Source organism: Bradyrhizobium sp. LeoA1Lang (assembly GCF_055413685.1).
This window is the reverse complement of sequence record NZ_JBVAPG010000084.1, coordinates 1-12,548: the sequence shown is the minus strand read 5'-3', so window position 1 is coordinate 12,548 and position 12,548 is coordinate 1. Positions and strand designations below refer to the sequence as shown.

Annotated in this window: 12 protein-coding genes, 1 tRNA gene and 1 pseudogene; 5 read left to right on the top strand and 9 right to left on the bottom strand. The window is 63.2% G+C overall.

Annotation, left to right across the window (positions count from 1 at the left end):
* Window positions 1–159: 159 nt before the first annotated feature.
* A complete protein-coding gene (locus ACZYOF_RS25645; RefSeq protein WP_463717519.1) occupies window positions 160–558 on the top strand; it encodes a hypothetical protein in 399 nt (132 codons plus the stop codon).
* A 214-nt stretch (window positions 559–772) separates the two neighbouring features.
* Window positions 773–988, top strand: a complete 216-nt coding sequence (locus ACZYOF_RS25640; protein WP_463717518.1) for a hypothetical protein — start codon at window positions 773–775, stop codon at window positions 986–988.
* Window positions 989–1,221: 233 nt separating this feature from the next.
* On the opposite strand, the gene ACZYOF_RS25635 is transcribed toward ACZYOF_RS25640, so the two are convergent.
* Window positions 1,222–1,297, bottom strand: a tRNA-Thr gene (locus ACZYOF_RS25635).
* A 162-nt stretch (window positions 1,298–1,459) separates the two neighbouring features.
* Between ACZYOF_RS25635 and ACZYOF_RS25630 the strand changes: the two genes are divergently transcribed.
* A complete protein-coding gene (locus ACZYOF_RS25630; protein ID WP_463717517.1) occupies window positions 1,460–1,837 on the top strand; it encodes a hypothetical protein in 378 nt (125 codons plus the stop codon).
* Between the two features lie 47 nt (window positions 1,838–1,884).
* Window positions 1,885–2,022, top strand: a complete 138-nt coding sequence (locus ACZYOF_RS25625; RefSeq protein ID WP_463717516.1) for a hypothetical protein — start codon at window positions 1,885–1,887, stop codon at window positions 2,020–2,022.
* An 86-nt stretch (window positions 2,023–2,108) separates the two neighbouring features.
* On the opposite strand, the gene ACZYOF_RS25620 is transcribed toward ACZYOF_RS25625, so the two are convergent.
* The 8 genes from ACZYOF_RS25620 to ACZYOF_RS25585 all read right to left on the bottom strand — a co-directional run bounded on the left by ACZYOF_RS25620 (window position 2,109) and on the right by ACZYOF_RS25585 (window position 11,354).
* Window positions 2,109–3,323: a BaiN/RdsA family NAD(P)/FAD-dependent oxidoreductase gene (locus ACZYOF_RS25620; RefSeq protein ID WP_463717515.1), complete on the bottom strand. Its 1,215-nt coding sequence runs from the start codon at window positions 3,321–3,323 to the stop codon at window positions 2,109–2,111.
* 2 nt (window positions 3,324–3,325) lie between these two features.
* Window positions 3,326–4,243, bottom strand: coding sequence for an SDR family NAD(P)-dependent oxidoreductase (locus ACZYOF_RS25615; RefSeq protein ID WP_463717514.1), 918 nt, complete (start codon window positions 4,241–4,243; stop codon window positions 3,326–3,328).
* 114 nt (window positions 4,244–4,357) lie between these two features.
* Window positions 4,358–4,834, bottom strand: coding sequence for a MaoC family dehydratase (locus tag ACZYOF_RS25610; RefSeq protein ID WP_394566468.1), 477 nt, complete (start codon window positions 4,832–4,834; stop codon window positions 4,358–4,360).
* A gap of 3 nt (window positions 4,835–4,837) precedes the next feature.
* Entirely contained in the window at window positions 4,838–6,571 is a 1,734-nt protein-coding gene (locus ACZYOF_RS25605; RefSeq protein ID WP_463717513.1) for an AMP-binding protein, read from the bottom strand.
* A gap of 134 nt (window positions 6,572–6,705) precedes the next feature.
* Entirely contained in the window at window positions 6,706–7,593 is an 888-nt protein-coding gene (gene mmsB, locus ACZYOF_RS25600) for a 3-hydroxyisobutyrate dehydrogenase (RefSeq protein ID WP_463717512.1), read from the bottom strand.
* Between the two features lie 25 nt (window positions 7,594–7,618).
* Window positions 7,619–8,695 carry an enoyl-CoA hydratase/isomerase family protein gene (locus tag ACZYOF_RS25595; RefSeq protein ID WP_282531839.1) on the bottom strand — a complete coding sequence of 359 codons (1,077 nt, stop codon included), beginning with the start codon at window positions 8,693–8,695 and terminating at the stop codon, window positions 7,619–7,621.
* The gene (locus ACZYOF_RS25590; protein WP_130582774.1) at window positions 8,692–9,837 is read right to left on the bottom strand and encodes an isobutyryl-CoA dehydrogenase; all 1,146 of its coding nucleotides are present in this window, start codon (window positions 9,835–9,837) and stop codon (window positions 8,692–8,694) included. Before ACZYOF_RS25590 ends, ACZYOF_RS25595 begins: the two co-directional genes overlap by 4 nt.
* A 20-nt stretch (window positions 9,838–9,857) precedes the next feature.
* Window positions 9,858–11,354, bottom strand: a complete 1,497-nt coding sequence (locus ACZYOF_RS25585; RefSeq protein ID WP_282531837.1) for a CoA-acylating methylmalonate-semialdehyde dehydrogenase — start codon at window positions 11,352–11,354, stop codon at window positions 9,858–9,860.
* 118 nt (window positions 11,355–11,472) lie between these two features.
* On the opposite strand from ACZYOF_RS25585, the pseudogene ACZYOF_RS25580 reads away from it, so the two are divergent.
* Window positions 11,473–12,381, top strand: a pseudogene (locus ACZYOF_RS25580) (LysR family transcriptional regulator); the annotation flags it as partial.
* Window positions 12,382–12,548: the final 167 nt, after the last annotated feature.

Sequence of the window (12,548 nt, the reverse complement as noted above, 5' to 3'; positions counted from 1 at the left end):
GATGGAGAACATCCGGTCGACTGCAGCGCCTATATGGCAGAGGCGCTGTCTAGTTCACGCGCTAATCTGGCGCATGTACAACGCTAGCTTGCAGGCATAAATTGCTACGACTGCGTAGCGCCCTACTGCAAAATGCTTTTCATTAGGGAGGAATTGACCGTGGCCATCATCAGGAAAGTGAAGACAGCTCGGGGCACGGAAGATAGAGACATCACACAGCCAACTCTTTCCTACCCCGACACCGACCTTCCGAGAGTGATCGTTGAGGTGTGGAACAACCGTGGACACATATTGGACCGGCCCCCCCCCGACAGCAACATTCCGACGAAACAGGCCGTGGCTGAGGCTACAGAACTGATTAATCGAGAAACCGGCATGGCACTGAGGCGTGCCGTCATCATCACCGAAGAAGAGCACGATAATCACTATGCCATGCAAGACGATGACGAAATCGTCTTTGTGCTGCCGAACCTAAGCCGGATAATCAAAGGCTCAAGCCAACATCAGCTTCTCGAATCGGCCAAGCTGCTGATGGCCTGCACGCCGAATGGGATTTAGGCGTCGGCCCTGATGAGCTATCCGAACGCCCGCATTGTAGGCGGGCGTCGTTTTCTCTCTCAATCGAGCAAAGTGGCTCGTGCTAATCGACAAGCATTCGTAGCATCACGGCCAGCGCTACATTTCAGCGCTGACTGATCCACAGGGCTTGAAGGTTTGAAGCGAGTGCCCGTGCAAGCACCCTTCATGTTTCTGGGCGTAGGCAAGCACGCCCATGACAATCAAAGCCACCACGACCAATCCGGCTACGAGGTTCTGCACCATGGCTGCCACTCCAGCTCAACTCACGACCAAGGCGACCAGCGCGATCGTGCCCCGGCGCGATCGTGGGATCAACGCCGGGGCGCGCTTCCTCTCCGCCGACCGGGGCTGGGGGCTGAGTGGTCAGCGAGAGGTCGCGCTGCCAAGGAGAGCACAACCGTCGAACTGATGGCAGTTAAAACTGTGCCGCGCTGCGCAAGAAATCTGGACGTCATACAGCGCCTTCGGCTGCGATTGCGAGGCTATGTGCAACTAGCGTGGGCTAGCTCTTCGAGAGCGTCGTAATAAAGATCAGAGCCAGAAGGACCACGACGAACCACGCGGGCCGCCTCAAGGGTCCGCGAACCGGCGATCTCACGGTTATGAGCTCGCGAGTTACCCCTGCTCCAGCCCGCATTGATTTGGAGCCGGCTGCCGGAGTTGGACCAACAACCGCCCACCTACGATGCGGGCGCTCTACCTGTTGAGCTAAGCCGACTGAAAACTAGGGTGTGTACTCACAATCCGAGGCGCCCCCCGGATCGGGACACATTGCGGTACTGAAGCGACGGTGTTGTTTAAGCGGGACGAAAGAGATATACAATTCTCGGTAGTATTTTCAAAAAGACGCTCGTTCAGCAATCATCCCGAAGACATACTCATGAAGAGATTGCTCGCTGCAGCCAGCCAACCAGTTGTTGCCGCGGTCGGATTGATATTTTTCATATGTACCATTTGGGGGCTGGTTGTGTTCTTGCGTGCAGACAGGCTCAACAACTGGCTCACTCTCAAACAGATCACCGAGAGGGTGACGATAGATTTGCCCCGCGAAACACCACTTTCGGAAATAGACAGATATTTCACGGAGAATAGGATTGAACATAGCTATATCAAGGACATCAATGAAGTCTATGCGATGATACATTTCATTTGGGGCGGTGGATTTCTGATCCAGAAGGACGCATCGATAAAAATTCAGTTGGACGAAGACCGGAAACTAAAAGTTCTCACGGTAGAACCGGTTTTCACCGGACCATAGTTGACCAGCCGGCGCCTAGGGCTCGCGGGCAGTGACGGATGGTTGGGATGCAAGACGACCCTGAATTGGAATATGCGAAGCTGAAAGATTTTCTTTCATTTTATATCGAGCGATATATGCCGGCTGTTGAGGATTTGCCGCCGGACAAACGGCACATAGCCATCCGTGAAGCGTTAGCCTTGTAGTTAGCCTTGTAGGGTGGGCAAAGCGTAGCGTGCCCACCATTCACGGTCGGTACAAGAGAAGGTGGGCACGCTTCGCTTTGCCCACCCTACGCGTCGAGCCACTTCAGCACGCCCTGCCCCGCGGCGACACCGGTCGCAAACGACGCCTGCAATAGATAGCCGCCGGTCGGGGCTTCCCAGTCGAGCATCTCGCCGGCGGCGAAGACGTCGGGCAAGCGGCGAAGCATGAAGTTGGCGTCGAGTTCGTCGAATGCGATGCCGCCGGCGGCGGAGATCGCGCGGGCGATCGGTGCTGTGCCGGCAAGACGCAACGGCACGGCGTTGACGAGGCGAGCGAGATCGGCGGGAGACTGCGACGGCAGAGACAAGCCTGAGGTTTTTGCCGCTTCCTGCAACAGGCCGATGGCGATGGGCGCGAGATTCAGAGCTTTGCGCAGGAAGTTCGAGAAGGATTGCTTGCCTTTCGGCATCGATAGCTTCGTGGCGAGCTCGTCGATCCCGAGATCGGGCCGCAAAGCGATATGGAGCGTTGCCTCGCCGTCGCGGAGGATCGTCTCGCGCAGATCGGCCGATAGCGCATAGATGGCCCCACCCTCGATGCCGGTGCGGGTGATGATGGCTTCGCCGCGCACTTGCTGGCTGCCGAAGTTCAGCGCGACGCCTTTGAGCGGCTGGCCCTCGAAGCGATCGCGGAAGATATCCGACCAGGCGACGGCGAAGCCGGAATTGGCCGGCCGTAGCGGCGAGACTTTTACGCCTCTCGCCGCGAGCACATCCACCCAGGATCCGTCAGATCCAAGCCGCGGCCGGCTCGCGCCGCCGAGCGCCAGGATGGTGGCGCGGGCTTCAACGGCGCGCGCTCCTTCCGGCGTTTGAAACAGCAGGCGGCCGTCATTGTCCCACCCGGTCCAGCGATGCCGGAGCAGCAGCCGGACGCCGGCGCCGTCGAGCCGGCGCAGCCAGGCGCGCAGCAACGGCGAGGCCTTGAACGTTTTCGGGAACACCCGGCCGCTGGAGCCGACGAAGGTCGGCTGACCCAGCGCCTCGCTCCAGTCGCGCAACGCTTGCGGCGGGAACGTTTCGATGGCGGCCTTAAGATGCGGCATTGCCTCGCGATAGCGCGCGAGGAATTTTGGCAGCGGCTCGCTGTGGGTGAGATTGAGCCCGCCGCGGCCGGCCATCAGGAATTTGCGTCCCGCCGACGGCATCGCGTCGTAGATCGCAACCAGCGCGCCGGCCTGCGCCAACACCTCGGCCGCCATCAGGCCGGCCGGGCCGGCGCCGACGACGGCGATCGGCATCGTCAGAGCTTGATCCCTGCTCTTGCCGCCGCCTGGGCGACATATTTCTGCGTCTGCTCGAATGCGCCCTGCAACGCCCTAGCCTTCGACATGTCGCTGATCTCAGCGAAGTGCGCGGCGATGGCGTCGGGCGTCCATTCGGAGGACGGCAGGTTGATGCCTTCGGTCTCCAGGATCTTGATCACTGCAAACGAGCCGGCGCCGGCGCCCATGATGGTGCGGGTCGGCGCGTCCTCGCTCAGCATATATTCCACTGCCGGCGTGATCGCTTCCGGCTTCATCAGCGCGAGCGCCTGCGGCGGCAGCAGCTCTTCGGTCATGCGGGTCGCGGCCGTCGGCGAAATCGTGTTGACGCGGATGTTGTTCTTGCGGCCTTCCTCGGCGAGCACGTTCATCAGCCCGACCATGCCGGCCTTGGCGGCGCCGTAATTGGCCTGGCCGAAATTGCCGAACAGACCCGAGGACGAGGTGGTCAGCACGATGCGGCCGTAGTTGCGGTCGCGCATGCCGGCCCACGCCGCCTTGCAGCAATAGAAGGTGCCGACGAGATGGACGTCCAGCACCTTCTGGAAGTCCGCGACCTCGAGCTTGCCGAACGACTTGTCGCGCAGGATGCCGGCATTGGCGCAAAGCAGGTCGACGCTGCCCCACTCCTTGGTCGCGCGCTCGATCATCGCCGTGACTTGCTCGAAATTCGAGACGTCGGCGCCATCGGCCATCGCGGTGCCGCCGGCTTTCCGGATTTCCTCGACCACGGTCTCCGCCGGCGACAGCGAGGCGCCGGTGCCGTCGCGCGCGCCGCCGAAATCGTTGACGACGACCTTGGCGCCGCGGCTCGCGAGCCCCAGCGCGTGCGCCCGTCCGAGACCATTGCCGGCGCCGGTGACGATGGCGACGCGTCCGTCAAACCTGATTGTCATGAAGTGTGTTCCCGGTTTGTCATGCCCGGGCTTGACCCGGGCATCCATCAAAAATCAGAGCGTTTTGAGCAGCGATGGATGGCCGGGTCAAGCCCGGCCATGACGGCCGGAGTTCTAGGCGAAGTAGATCAGGGCGAGCCAGTCGGCGACCAGCGCCGGCTTCTCTTCGCCCTCGATCTCGACGGTGACATTGGTGCGCGACGCCAGCTCGGTCGGCTTGCGCAGCTTGGCCTCGGCAAGCACGAAACGGCCTCGGACGCGCTTGCCGGAGCGCACCGGCGAGATGAAGCGCAGCTTGTCGAAGCCGTAGTTGACGCCCATCGTCGTGCCCTGGATCACCGGCATCACCTGATACGACATGATGCTGAGCAGCGACATCGTCAGGAAACCGTGCGCGATCGTGGTGCCGAACGCGGTTTCCTTCGCGCGCTCGGGATCGACATGGATGAACTGGTGATCTTCGATCACGTCCGCATAGGTGTCGATCCGCTGCTGATCGATTAGGTGCCAGGCGGACACGCCGATCTCTTTGCCGACCATGCCCTGATACGTTTCCAGCGACACGGGCGGCTTCGTCCAGACTTCGTTCATTCGCTAATTCTCCGATCCCGGATTGCGCACCCGCTGCAGCTCCGGGAATTCTTCCTCGCGGAACTCGACGCCACGCAAACTGTCCTCGCGATTATCCTCATGTTCGAGCCGGCGCAACTGCACGCGGCGGATTTTTCCGGAGATGGTCTTGGGCAGCTCGGTGACGAGCTCGATCTTGCGGATGCGCTTGAACGGCGCGAGGCGCGTGTGCAGATGCCCAAAGATCGACAGCGCCGTCTCCGGCGTGCGCTCGACGCCTGCGGCCAGCAGCACATAGGCCTTCGGGATCGCGAGCCGAATTGGATCGGGGCTCGGCACGACGGCGGCCTCCGCGACCGCCTCATGCTCGAGCAGGACGCTCTCGAGTTCGAACGGGCTGATGCGGTAATCGGATGACTTGAACACATCGTCGGTGCGGCCGACGAAGGTCAAATAGCCCTCCTCGTCGCTGAACACGACATCGCCGCTACGATAGATCGCGCCGTCGGCCCCCGAGAGCTTGCCATCATCGCCCTGATAGCCCTGCATCAGGCCGGCGGGCCTGTCGGCACCGAGTACCAGCGAGACCTCGCCTTCCCGGGTCGGATTGCCGTCGAGATCGGTGATCTCGACGCGATAGCCGGGCAGCGGCCGGCCCATCGAGCCGATCTTGACCTTCTGGCCCGGCGAGTTGCCGGCCAGCGCAGTGGTCTCGGTCTGCCCATAGCCGTCGCGAATGGTCAGGCCCCAGGCCGCCTGCACCTGATCGATCACTTCCGGATTGAGCGGCTCGCCGGCGCCGCAGACTTCGCGGAGCGACACCTTGAAGCTCGACAGCTTCTCCTGGATGAACAGGCGCCACACGGTCGGCGGCGCGCAGAGCGTAGTGACGCCGCAGCGGCCGATGGTTGAAAGCAGCGACTTGGCGTCGAAGCGCGGCTGGTTGACCACGAACACGGTGGCGCCGGCATTCCAGGGCGCGAAGAAGCAGCTCCAGGCGTGCTTGGCCCAGCCTGGCGAAGAGATATTGAGATGCACGTCGCCCGGCTGCAGGCCGATCCAGTACATGGTCGAGAGATGACCGACCGGATAGCTGCGCTGGCTGTGCCGCACCAGCTTTGGCTTGGCCGTGGTGCCCGAAGTGAAATAGAGCAGCATCGGATCGTCGGCCTTGGTCGGTCCGTCAGGCGTGAAGGTTTCCGACGCATCCGCCGCCCGCTCGAACGGCAGCCACCCGTTTTGCTGCGACGTCGCACCGACCACGATGCGCACGAGCTTTTCGCTGCCGAGGGCGGCAAATTTTCCGACATGGTCCTGCGTGGCGACCACCGCCCTCGCCTTGCCGCGGTCGAGCCGGTCGCGCAATTCGTCTGACGTCAGCAGCGTGGTCGCAGGGATCACGACGACGTCGAGCTTCATCGCGGCCAGCATGGTCTCCCACAGCGGCACGACATTGCCGAGCAGAAGCAGCAGATGATCGCCGCGCTTCAATCCTTGCGCGCGCAGGAAATTCGCAACCTGATTGGAGCGGCGCGACAGCGTGGCGAAGGAGAGCTTCGTCTCACGGTCGCTGCCGGCATCGACGATCCACAACGCCGCGCGGTCGCGGCTGTCAGGATTTTGCGCGAGCTCCGCATCGAACCAATCCAGCGCCCAGTTGAAGGGCACCGGATCGGGCCAGCGGAAGCTCTTTACCGCGGTCTCATAGTCTGTGCGGTGCTGAAGCAGAAACGCGCGCGCTTCCTGAAAGGTCGTCATCAGGTCATTCCCTCCGCGCCCTCGTGGTCGCTAGACCGTAGCCCGGATGGAGCGAAGCGCAATCCGGGGCCGGCCGCGCCAGGAGACGAAGCTGTCCCGGATTTCGCTTCGCTCCATCCGGGCTACGAGCAAAGTTATTTTCCGGCGAGCGCCCTAACGTGCTGGATAATTCCGGAAAAGTCGACCCCGCCGTTACCAGAGGCATCGAACGCCTTATAGATTTCCTGGGCATGCTTGCCGAGCGGCGTGACCGCACCGGCGGTGTTGGCGGCGTCCTGCGCGAGCGTCAGATCCTTCACCATCAGGTTCGCGGCGAAGCCGGGCTTGTAGTCGTTGTTGGCGGGCGAGGTCGGAACCGGGCCCGGCACCGGGCAATAGCTCGTAATCGCCCAGCACTGGCCTGACGAGGTCGAGGCGACGTCGAACAGCGCCTGATGCGAGAGCCCGAGCTTCTCCGCCAGCACAAACGCTTCGCCGACGCCGATCATGGAAATGCCGAGGATCATGTTGTTGCAGATCTTGGCCGCCTGCCCTGCGCCGGGGCCGCCACAATGCACGATCTTCTTGCCCATGTTCTCGAGCACGGGCTTGGCCGCGGCGAACGCCTTCTCCTCGCCGCCGCACATGAAGGTGAGCGTCGCCGCCTTGGCACCGCCGGTGCCGCCGGAGACCGGTGCATCCACCGACAAGACGCCATGCTTGGCCGCAAGCGCATGCGCCTGTCTCGCGCTTTCGACATCAATGGTCGAGCTGTCGATGATAAGCGCCCCCTTGGTCACCGCAGGCAGGACCTCGTTCCACACCGACAGCACGTGCTTGCCGGCCGGCAGCATGGTGATGACGATGTCGGCGCCCTTCACCGCGGCCGCGCTGCTTTCCGCAATCGCAGCACCATCGCTCTGGGCCTGATTGCGCGACGCCGCGACTAGGTCGAAGGCCACCACTTTGTGGCCGGCCTTCACCAGGTTGGCAGCCATCGGGCCGCCCATGTTGCCGAGACCAATGAATGCGATCGTTGCCATCTCGATGTCCTCCCCGTCCTGTCTTCTATTTTTCGAATATCAATTCGTCGGCGCCGATCTCGGCGAAGTATGGCGCCAGCATCTCCGCGGTCACGTCCTCGACCCGCGGCGGCGACCATTTCGGATTGCGGTCCTTGTCGATCACGGCGGCGCGCACGCCCTCGCGAAAATCGTCGCTGGCGAACACCGCGAGCGCGGCGCGATATTCCCGCACCAGGCATTCCTCCAGCGAGGACGACGTGCGTGCCAGCCGCAACAGCTTCAGCGTCACCACCATGCCGCGCGGCGACTTCTCGTTCAGCACCTTCAACGTCGACAGCGCGAACTCCGAGCCGTCGCGCTGCAGCGATGCGATGATGTCTGCCATGCGATCATGCGCAAACCAGGAATCGATCCTGGGCTGCATCGCCGCTGCGGGACCCGATGTCTCTCCGGTCGCAAGGCCGTCGATCAGTTTCCTGACCTCGGCGTGTGTCACACCGGCGCCGACCTTCGTCAGCGCCGCGCGCAATTCGGGCAATTTCGACGACGGCACCTCGGCGTCGGCGAATTTCGCATAGATCGCATCGGGCCCGTTCATGGTCTGCCCGGTCAGGCCAAAGTAAGCGCCGACTTCGCCCGGTGAACGCGACAACAGCCAAGTGCCGCCGACGTCAGGAAAAAAGCCGAGGCCCACTTCGGGCATCGCCAGTTTCGTGCGCTCGGTGACGACACGGTGCGAACCGTGGCCGGACAGGCCGACGCCGCCGCCCATCACCAAACCATCCATGAACGCCACGTATGGCTTCGGATATTTCGCGATCCGCGCGTTCATGATGTATTCCTGGTGCCAGAACCGCTTGCCGAGATCGCCTCCCGCCTTGGAGCTCTCATAGAGCCCGCGGATGTCGCCTCCAGCGCAGAGGCCGCGTTCGCCGGCGCCTTCCAGCAGCACGACGGCAACAGCAGGATCGGCCTCGAACTGGTCCAGCGCCGCGTCGATGCCCTCAGACATCTCCAGCGTCATGGCATTGATCGCCTTGGGACGGTTGAGGCGGATCACGCCCGCCGCCCCTTCGCGGCGAACGATCAGGTCGCCTTCATCCTGCACGGCAGCCGTCATCGCGCTCCCTCAATCAACTTCCGCGCCACGATCAGCCGCATGATCTCGTTGGTTCCTTCCAGGATCTGGTGCACGCGCAAATCGCGCACGATTTTCTCGACGCCATATTCGCTGAGGTAACCGTAGCCTCCGTGGAGCTGCAGCGCCTGGTTGGCGACTTCAAAACCGACATCGGTGCCGAAGCGCTTTGCCATCGCGCAAAGCTTGGTCGCCTCGGGATCCCTACGGTCGAGCGCGGCGGCGGCGCGCCAGAGGAAGGTGCGCGCGGCCTCCAGCTCAGTCGCCATGTCGGCGACGCGGAACTGCAGCGCCTGGAATTCATCGAGCCGCTTTCCGAACGCCTTGCGGTCCTTCATATAGGCGAGCGCCTTGTCGAGCGCACTCTGCGCGCCGCCGAGCGAACACGCGGCGATGTTGAGCCGGCCGCCGTCGAGCCCGGCCATCGCGATCTTGAAGCCGATGCCCTCCTCGCCGAGCCGGTTCTCGACCGGCACGCGCGCGTTCTCGAAGATCACCGCGCGGGTCGGCTGCGCATTCCAGCCCATCTTGCGCTCATTGGCGCCGAGCGAGAGGCCGGACGTGTCGGCGGGAATGACCAATGTCGAGATGCCGCCGGGACCATCGCCGCCGGTGCGGACCATCACCACATAGAGATCGCCGCCGCCGGCGCCCGAGATGAACTGCTTCTGGCCGTTCAGCACATAATGATCGCCGTCGCGCACCGCGCGGGTACGCAGCGCCGCGGCGTCCGAACCCGAGCCCGGCTCGGTCAGGCAATAGCTCGCCAACAGCTCCATGGTGCAGAGCTTTGGCAGCCACTTCTGGCGCTGCGCGTCGTTGCCGAAGGCATCGATCATCCAGGACGCCATGTTGTGGATGGAGATGTAAGCCGACACTGTCGGACAGCCGGTCGCGAGCGCCTCGAAGATCAGCGCCGCGTCGAACCGCGTCATCGCTGAGCCGCCGACATCGTCCTTGATGTAGATGCCGCCCATGCCGAGGGCCGCCGCCTCGCGCATCACGTCGACCGGAAAATGCTTCTCCTCGTCCCAGCGCAGCGCGTGCGGCGCGATCTTCTCCGCCGCAAACGCCCGCGCCATGTCGCGAATGGCTATCTGGTCCTCGTTCAGAGCGAACTGCATAGCGCCCGCCTCGCGCGAGGTCACTTCATCGTCGGGATCGAGAACTCCGCACCTTCCTTGACGCCCGACGGCCAGCGCGAGGTGACCGTCTTGGTCTTGGTGTAGAAGCGGATCGAATCCGGGCCGTGCTGGTTGAGGTCGCCGAAGCCAGACTTCTTCCAGCCGCCGAAGGTGTAATAGGCGATCGGCACCGGGATCGGCACGTTGACGCCGACCATGCCGACATTCACCTTGGCGGCGAAATCGCGCGCCGCATCGCCGTCGCGCGTGAAGATGGCCACGCCATTGCCGTAGTCATGATCGGACGGCAGCGCCAGCGCTTCGTTGTAATCATGCGCGCGCACCACGGACAGCACGGGGCCGAAGATCTCTTCCTTGTAGATCCGCATGTCCTTGGTGACGTTGTCGAACAGCGAACCGCCGAGATAGAAGCCCTTTTCATAGCCCTGCATCTTGAAGCCGCGGCCGTCGACGGCAAGCGTCGCGCCTTCCTTGATGCCGATGTCGATATAGCCCTTCACCTTCTCGACCGCCTCGCGCGTCACCAGCGGGCCGTAATCGGCGGAGGGATCGATCGAGGTGCCGATCTTCAAGCTTTCCACGCGCGGGATCAGCTTTTCCATGAGACGGTCGGCGGTGGTCTTGCCGACGGGAACCGCGACCGAGACCGCCATGCAGCGCTCGCCGGCCGAGCCGTAGCCGGCGCCGATCAGCGCGTCGACCGCCTGGTCCATGTCGGCGTCGGGCATCACGATGGCGTGGTTCTTGGCGCCGCCGAAGCACTGGCAGCGCTTGCCGGTCGCGGCCGCGCGCTCATAGATATATTGCGCGATCGGCGAGGAGCCGACGAAGCCGATCGCCTTGATGTCGGGGTCGTCAAGGATGGCGTCGACCGCTTCCTTGTCGCCGTTGACGACGTTGAGGATGCCCGGCGGCAGGCCGGCCTCGATCATCAATTCCGCGAGCATCATCGGTACACCCGGATCGCGTTCGGATGGCTTCAGGATGAACGCATTGCCGCAGGCGATCGCGGGCGCGAACTTCCACATCGGGATCATCGCCGGGAAATTGAACGGCGTGATGCCGGCAACGACGCCGAGCGGCTGGCGCAGCGAATAGATGTCGATGCCGGGGCCGGCACCCTCGGTATATTCGCCCTTCATCAGATGCGGGATGCCGCAGGCGAACTCGACCACTTCAAGGCCGCGCTGGATGTCGCCCTTGGCGTCGGGAACGGTCTTGCCGTGTTCGCGGGCGAGCAGCTCGGCGAGCTTGTCGTAGTCGCGCTGCACCAGTTCCAGGAACTTCATCATGATGCGGGCGCGCCGCTGCGGGTTGGTCGCCGCCCATTCGGGCTGCGCCGCCTTGGCATTCTCGACCGCGGCGCGCAGCTCGGCCTTGGAGGCGAGCGCCACCTTGGCCTGCACATCGCCGGTCATCGGCTCGAAGACGTCGGCCGTCCGGCCCGAGGTGCCCTTGACCTCCTTGCCACCGATGAAATGTCCGATAGAGCGCATGAAAACCTCCCTTGGTCCCGGCCGTACCCCTGATCCGCACCTAGATCGCTTTACAAACCCTATCGACCCGCATTTTATGGGATTCAAGTCCGATAAATTGCACCATAGATGTGCGGAAATGCTGGATCAAGGCGGCGCTATCGACTGGGACGACTTTCGCTTCGTGCTCGCCATCGTGCGCGGCGGATCGGTGTCGGCTGCGGCAAAACAACTCGGCGTCGATCATGCCACGGTGATCCGCCGTGTCGACCGGCTGGAGCATCACCTTTCGGCGAAGTTGTTCGACCGCCGCAAGACCGGCTACCTCCTGACCGAAGCCGGCCAGCGCGTCGCCGACAGCGCGGAGGCGATGGAATCGACCATCGTCGCCAACCAGGAGGCGGTCGGCGGCTCGCGCGCGCATCTGACCGGCACGGTGCGGATCGGCGCGCCCGACGGCTTCGGCAGCCACTTCCTGGCCTCGCGCCTGGTTAAATTCACCGACCGGTATCCCGATGTCGATCTGCAGTTGGTGGCGACCGCGCGATTGTTCAGCCTGTCGAAGCGCGAGGCCGATATCGCCATCAGCCTGACGATGCCAAAGGAAGGCAGGATCGTCGGGCGCAAATTACTCGACTACAGCCTCGGGCTTTACGCGGCGCCCGCCTATCTCGACCGCGCGCCGAAGATCACCGCGCGGAGCGACCTGCCGGAGCATCGCTTCGTCGGCTATATCGAGGAACTCCTGTTCACGCCCGAGCTCGACTATCTGCCGCAGGTCTCGCCGAAGATTTCCGCCAAATTCCGCAGCGCCAATCTGATCGCGCAGCTCAACGCGACCATCGCCGGGTACGGCATTGCCGTGCTGCCGCATTTCATGGCGACGGCGCATCCGGAATTGCGTCCCGTGCTGCCGGACGAGGTGCGGATCTCACGCACCTTCTGGCTGTTGATGCACGCCGACAGCAAGGACCTCGCCCGCATCCGCGCGGTGGCGGATTATATCTACGAGACGGTCGAGGACGAGCGCGCGTTGTTCAATGGGTATGAGCCGCCCGCCACAACAACACCGCGTCGTCCCGGCGAAAGCCGGGACCCATATGTGGACGGCCCCCGTGGCACAAGAGCTTTTGAGGTGATCGGATCGCTTGCATCCATATGTCCGGCCTGTTTGATGCGATCGGATGATCGCTGGCCAAGATGGGATGCGCGAGG

Coding starts and splice junctions, on each gene's coding strand:
- ACZYOF_RS25625 (WP_463717516.1), top strand. CDS start 1,885: ATGCAAGACGACCCTGAATTGGAATATGCGAAGCTGAAAGATTTTCTT.
- ACZYOF_RS25640 (WP_463717518.1), top strand. CDS start 773: ATGACAATCAAAGCCACCACGACCAATCCGGCTACGAGGTTCTGCACC.
- ACZYOF_RS25605 (WP_463717513.1), bottom strand. CDS start 6,571: ATGACGACCTTTCAGGAAGCGCGCGCGTTTCTGCTTCAGCACCGCACA.
- ACZYOF_RS25620 (WP_463717515.1), bottom strand. CDS start 3,323: ATGCCGATCGCCGTCGTCGGCGCCGGCCCGGCCGGCCTGATGGCGGCC.
- mmsB (WP_463717512.1), bottom strand. CDS start 7,593: ATGGCAACGATCGCATTCATTGGTCTCGGCAACATGGGCGGCCCGATG.
- ACZYOF_RS25590 (WP_130582774.1), bottom strand. CDS start 9,837: ATGCAGTTCGCTCTGAACGAGGACCAGATAGCCATTCGCGACATGGCG.
- ACZYOF_RS25595 (WP_282531839.1), bottom strand. CDS start 8,695: ATGACGGCTGCCGTGCAGGATGAAGGCGACCTGATCGTTCGCCGCGAA.
- ACZYOF_RS25615 (WP_463717514.1), bottom strand. CDS start 4,243: ATGACAATCAGGTTTGACGGACGCGTCGCCATCGTCACCGGCGCCGGC.
- ACZYOF_RS25585 (WP_282531837.1), bottom strand. CDS start 11,354: ATGCGCTCTATCGGACATTTCATCGGTGGCAAGGAGGTCAAGGGCACC.
- ACZYOF_RS25630 (WP_463717517.1), top strand. CDS start 1,460: ATGAAGAGATTGCTCGCTGCAGCCAGCCAACCAGTTGTTGCCGCGGTC.
- ACZYOF_RS25610 (WP_394566468.1), bottom strand. CDS start 4,834: ATGAACGAAGTCTGGACGAAGCCGCCCGTGTCGCTGGAAACGTATCAG.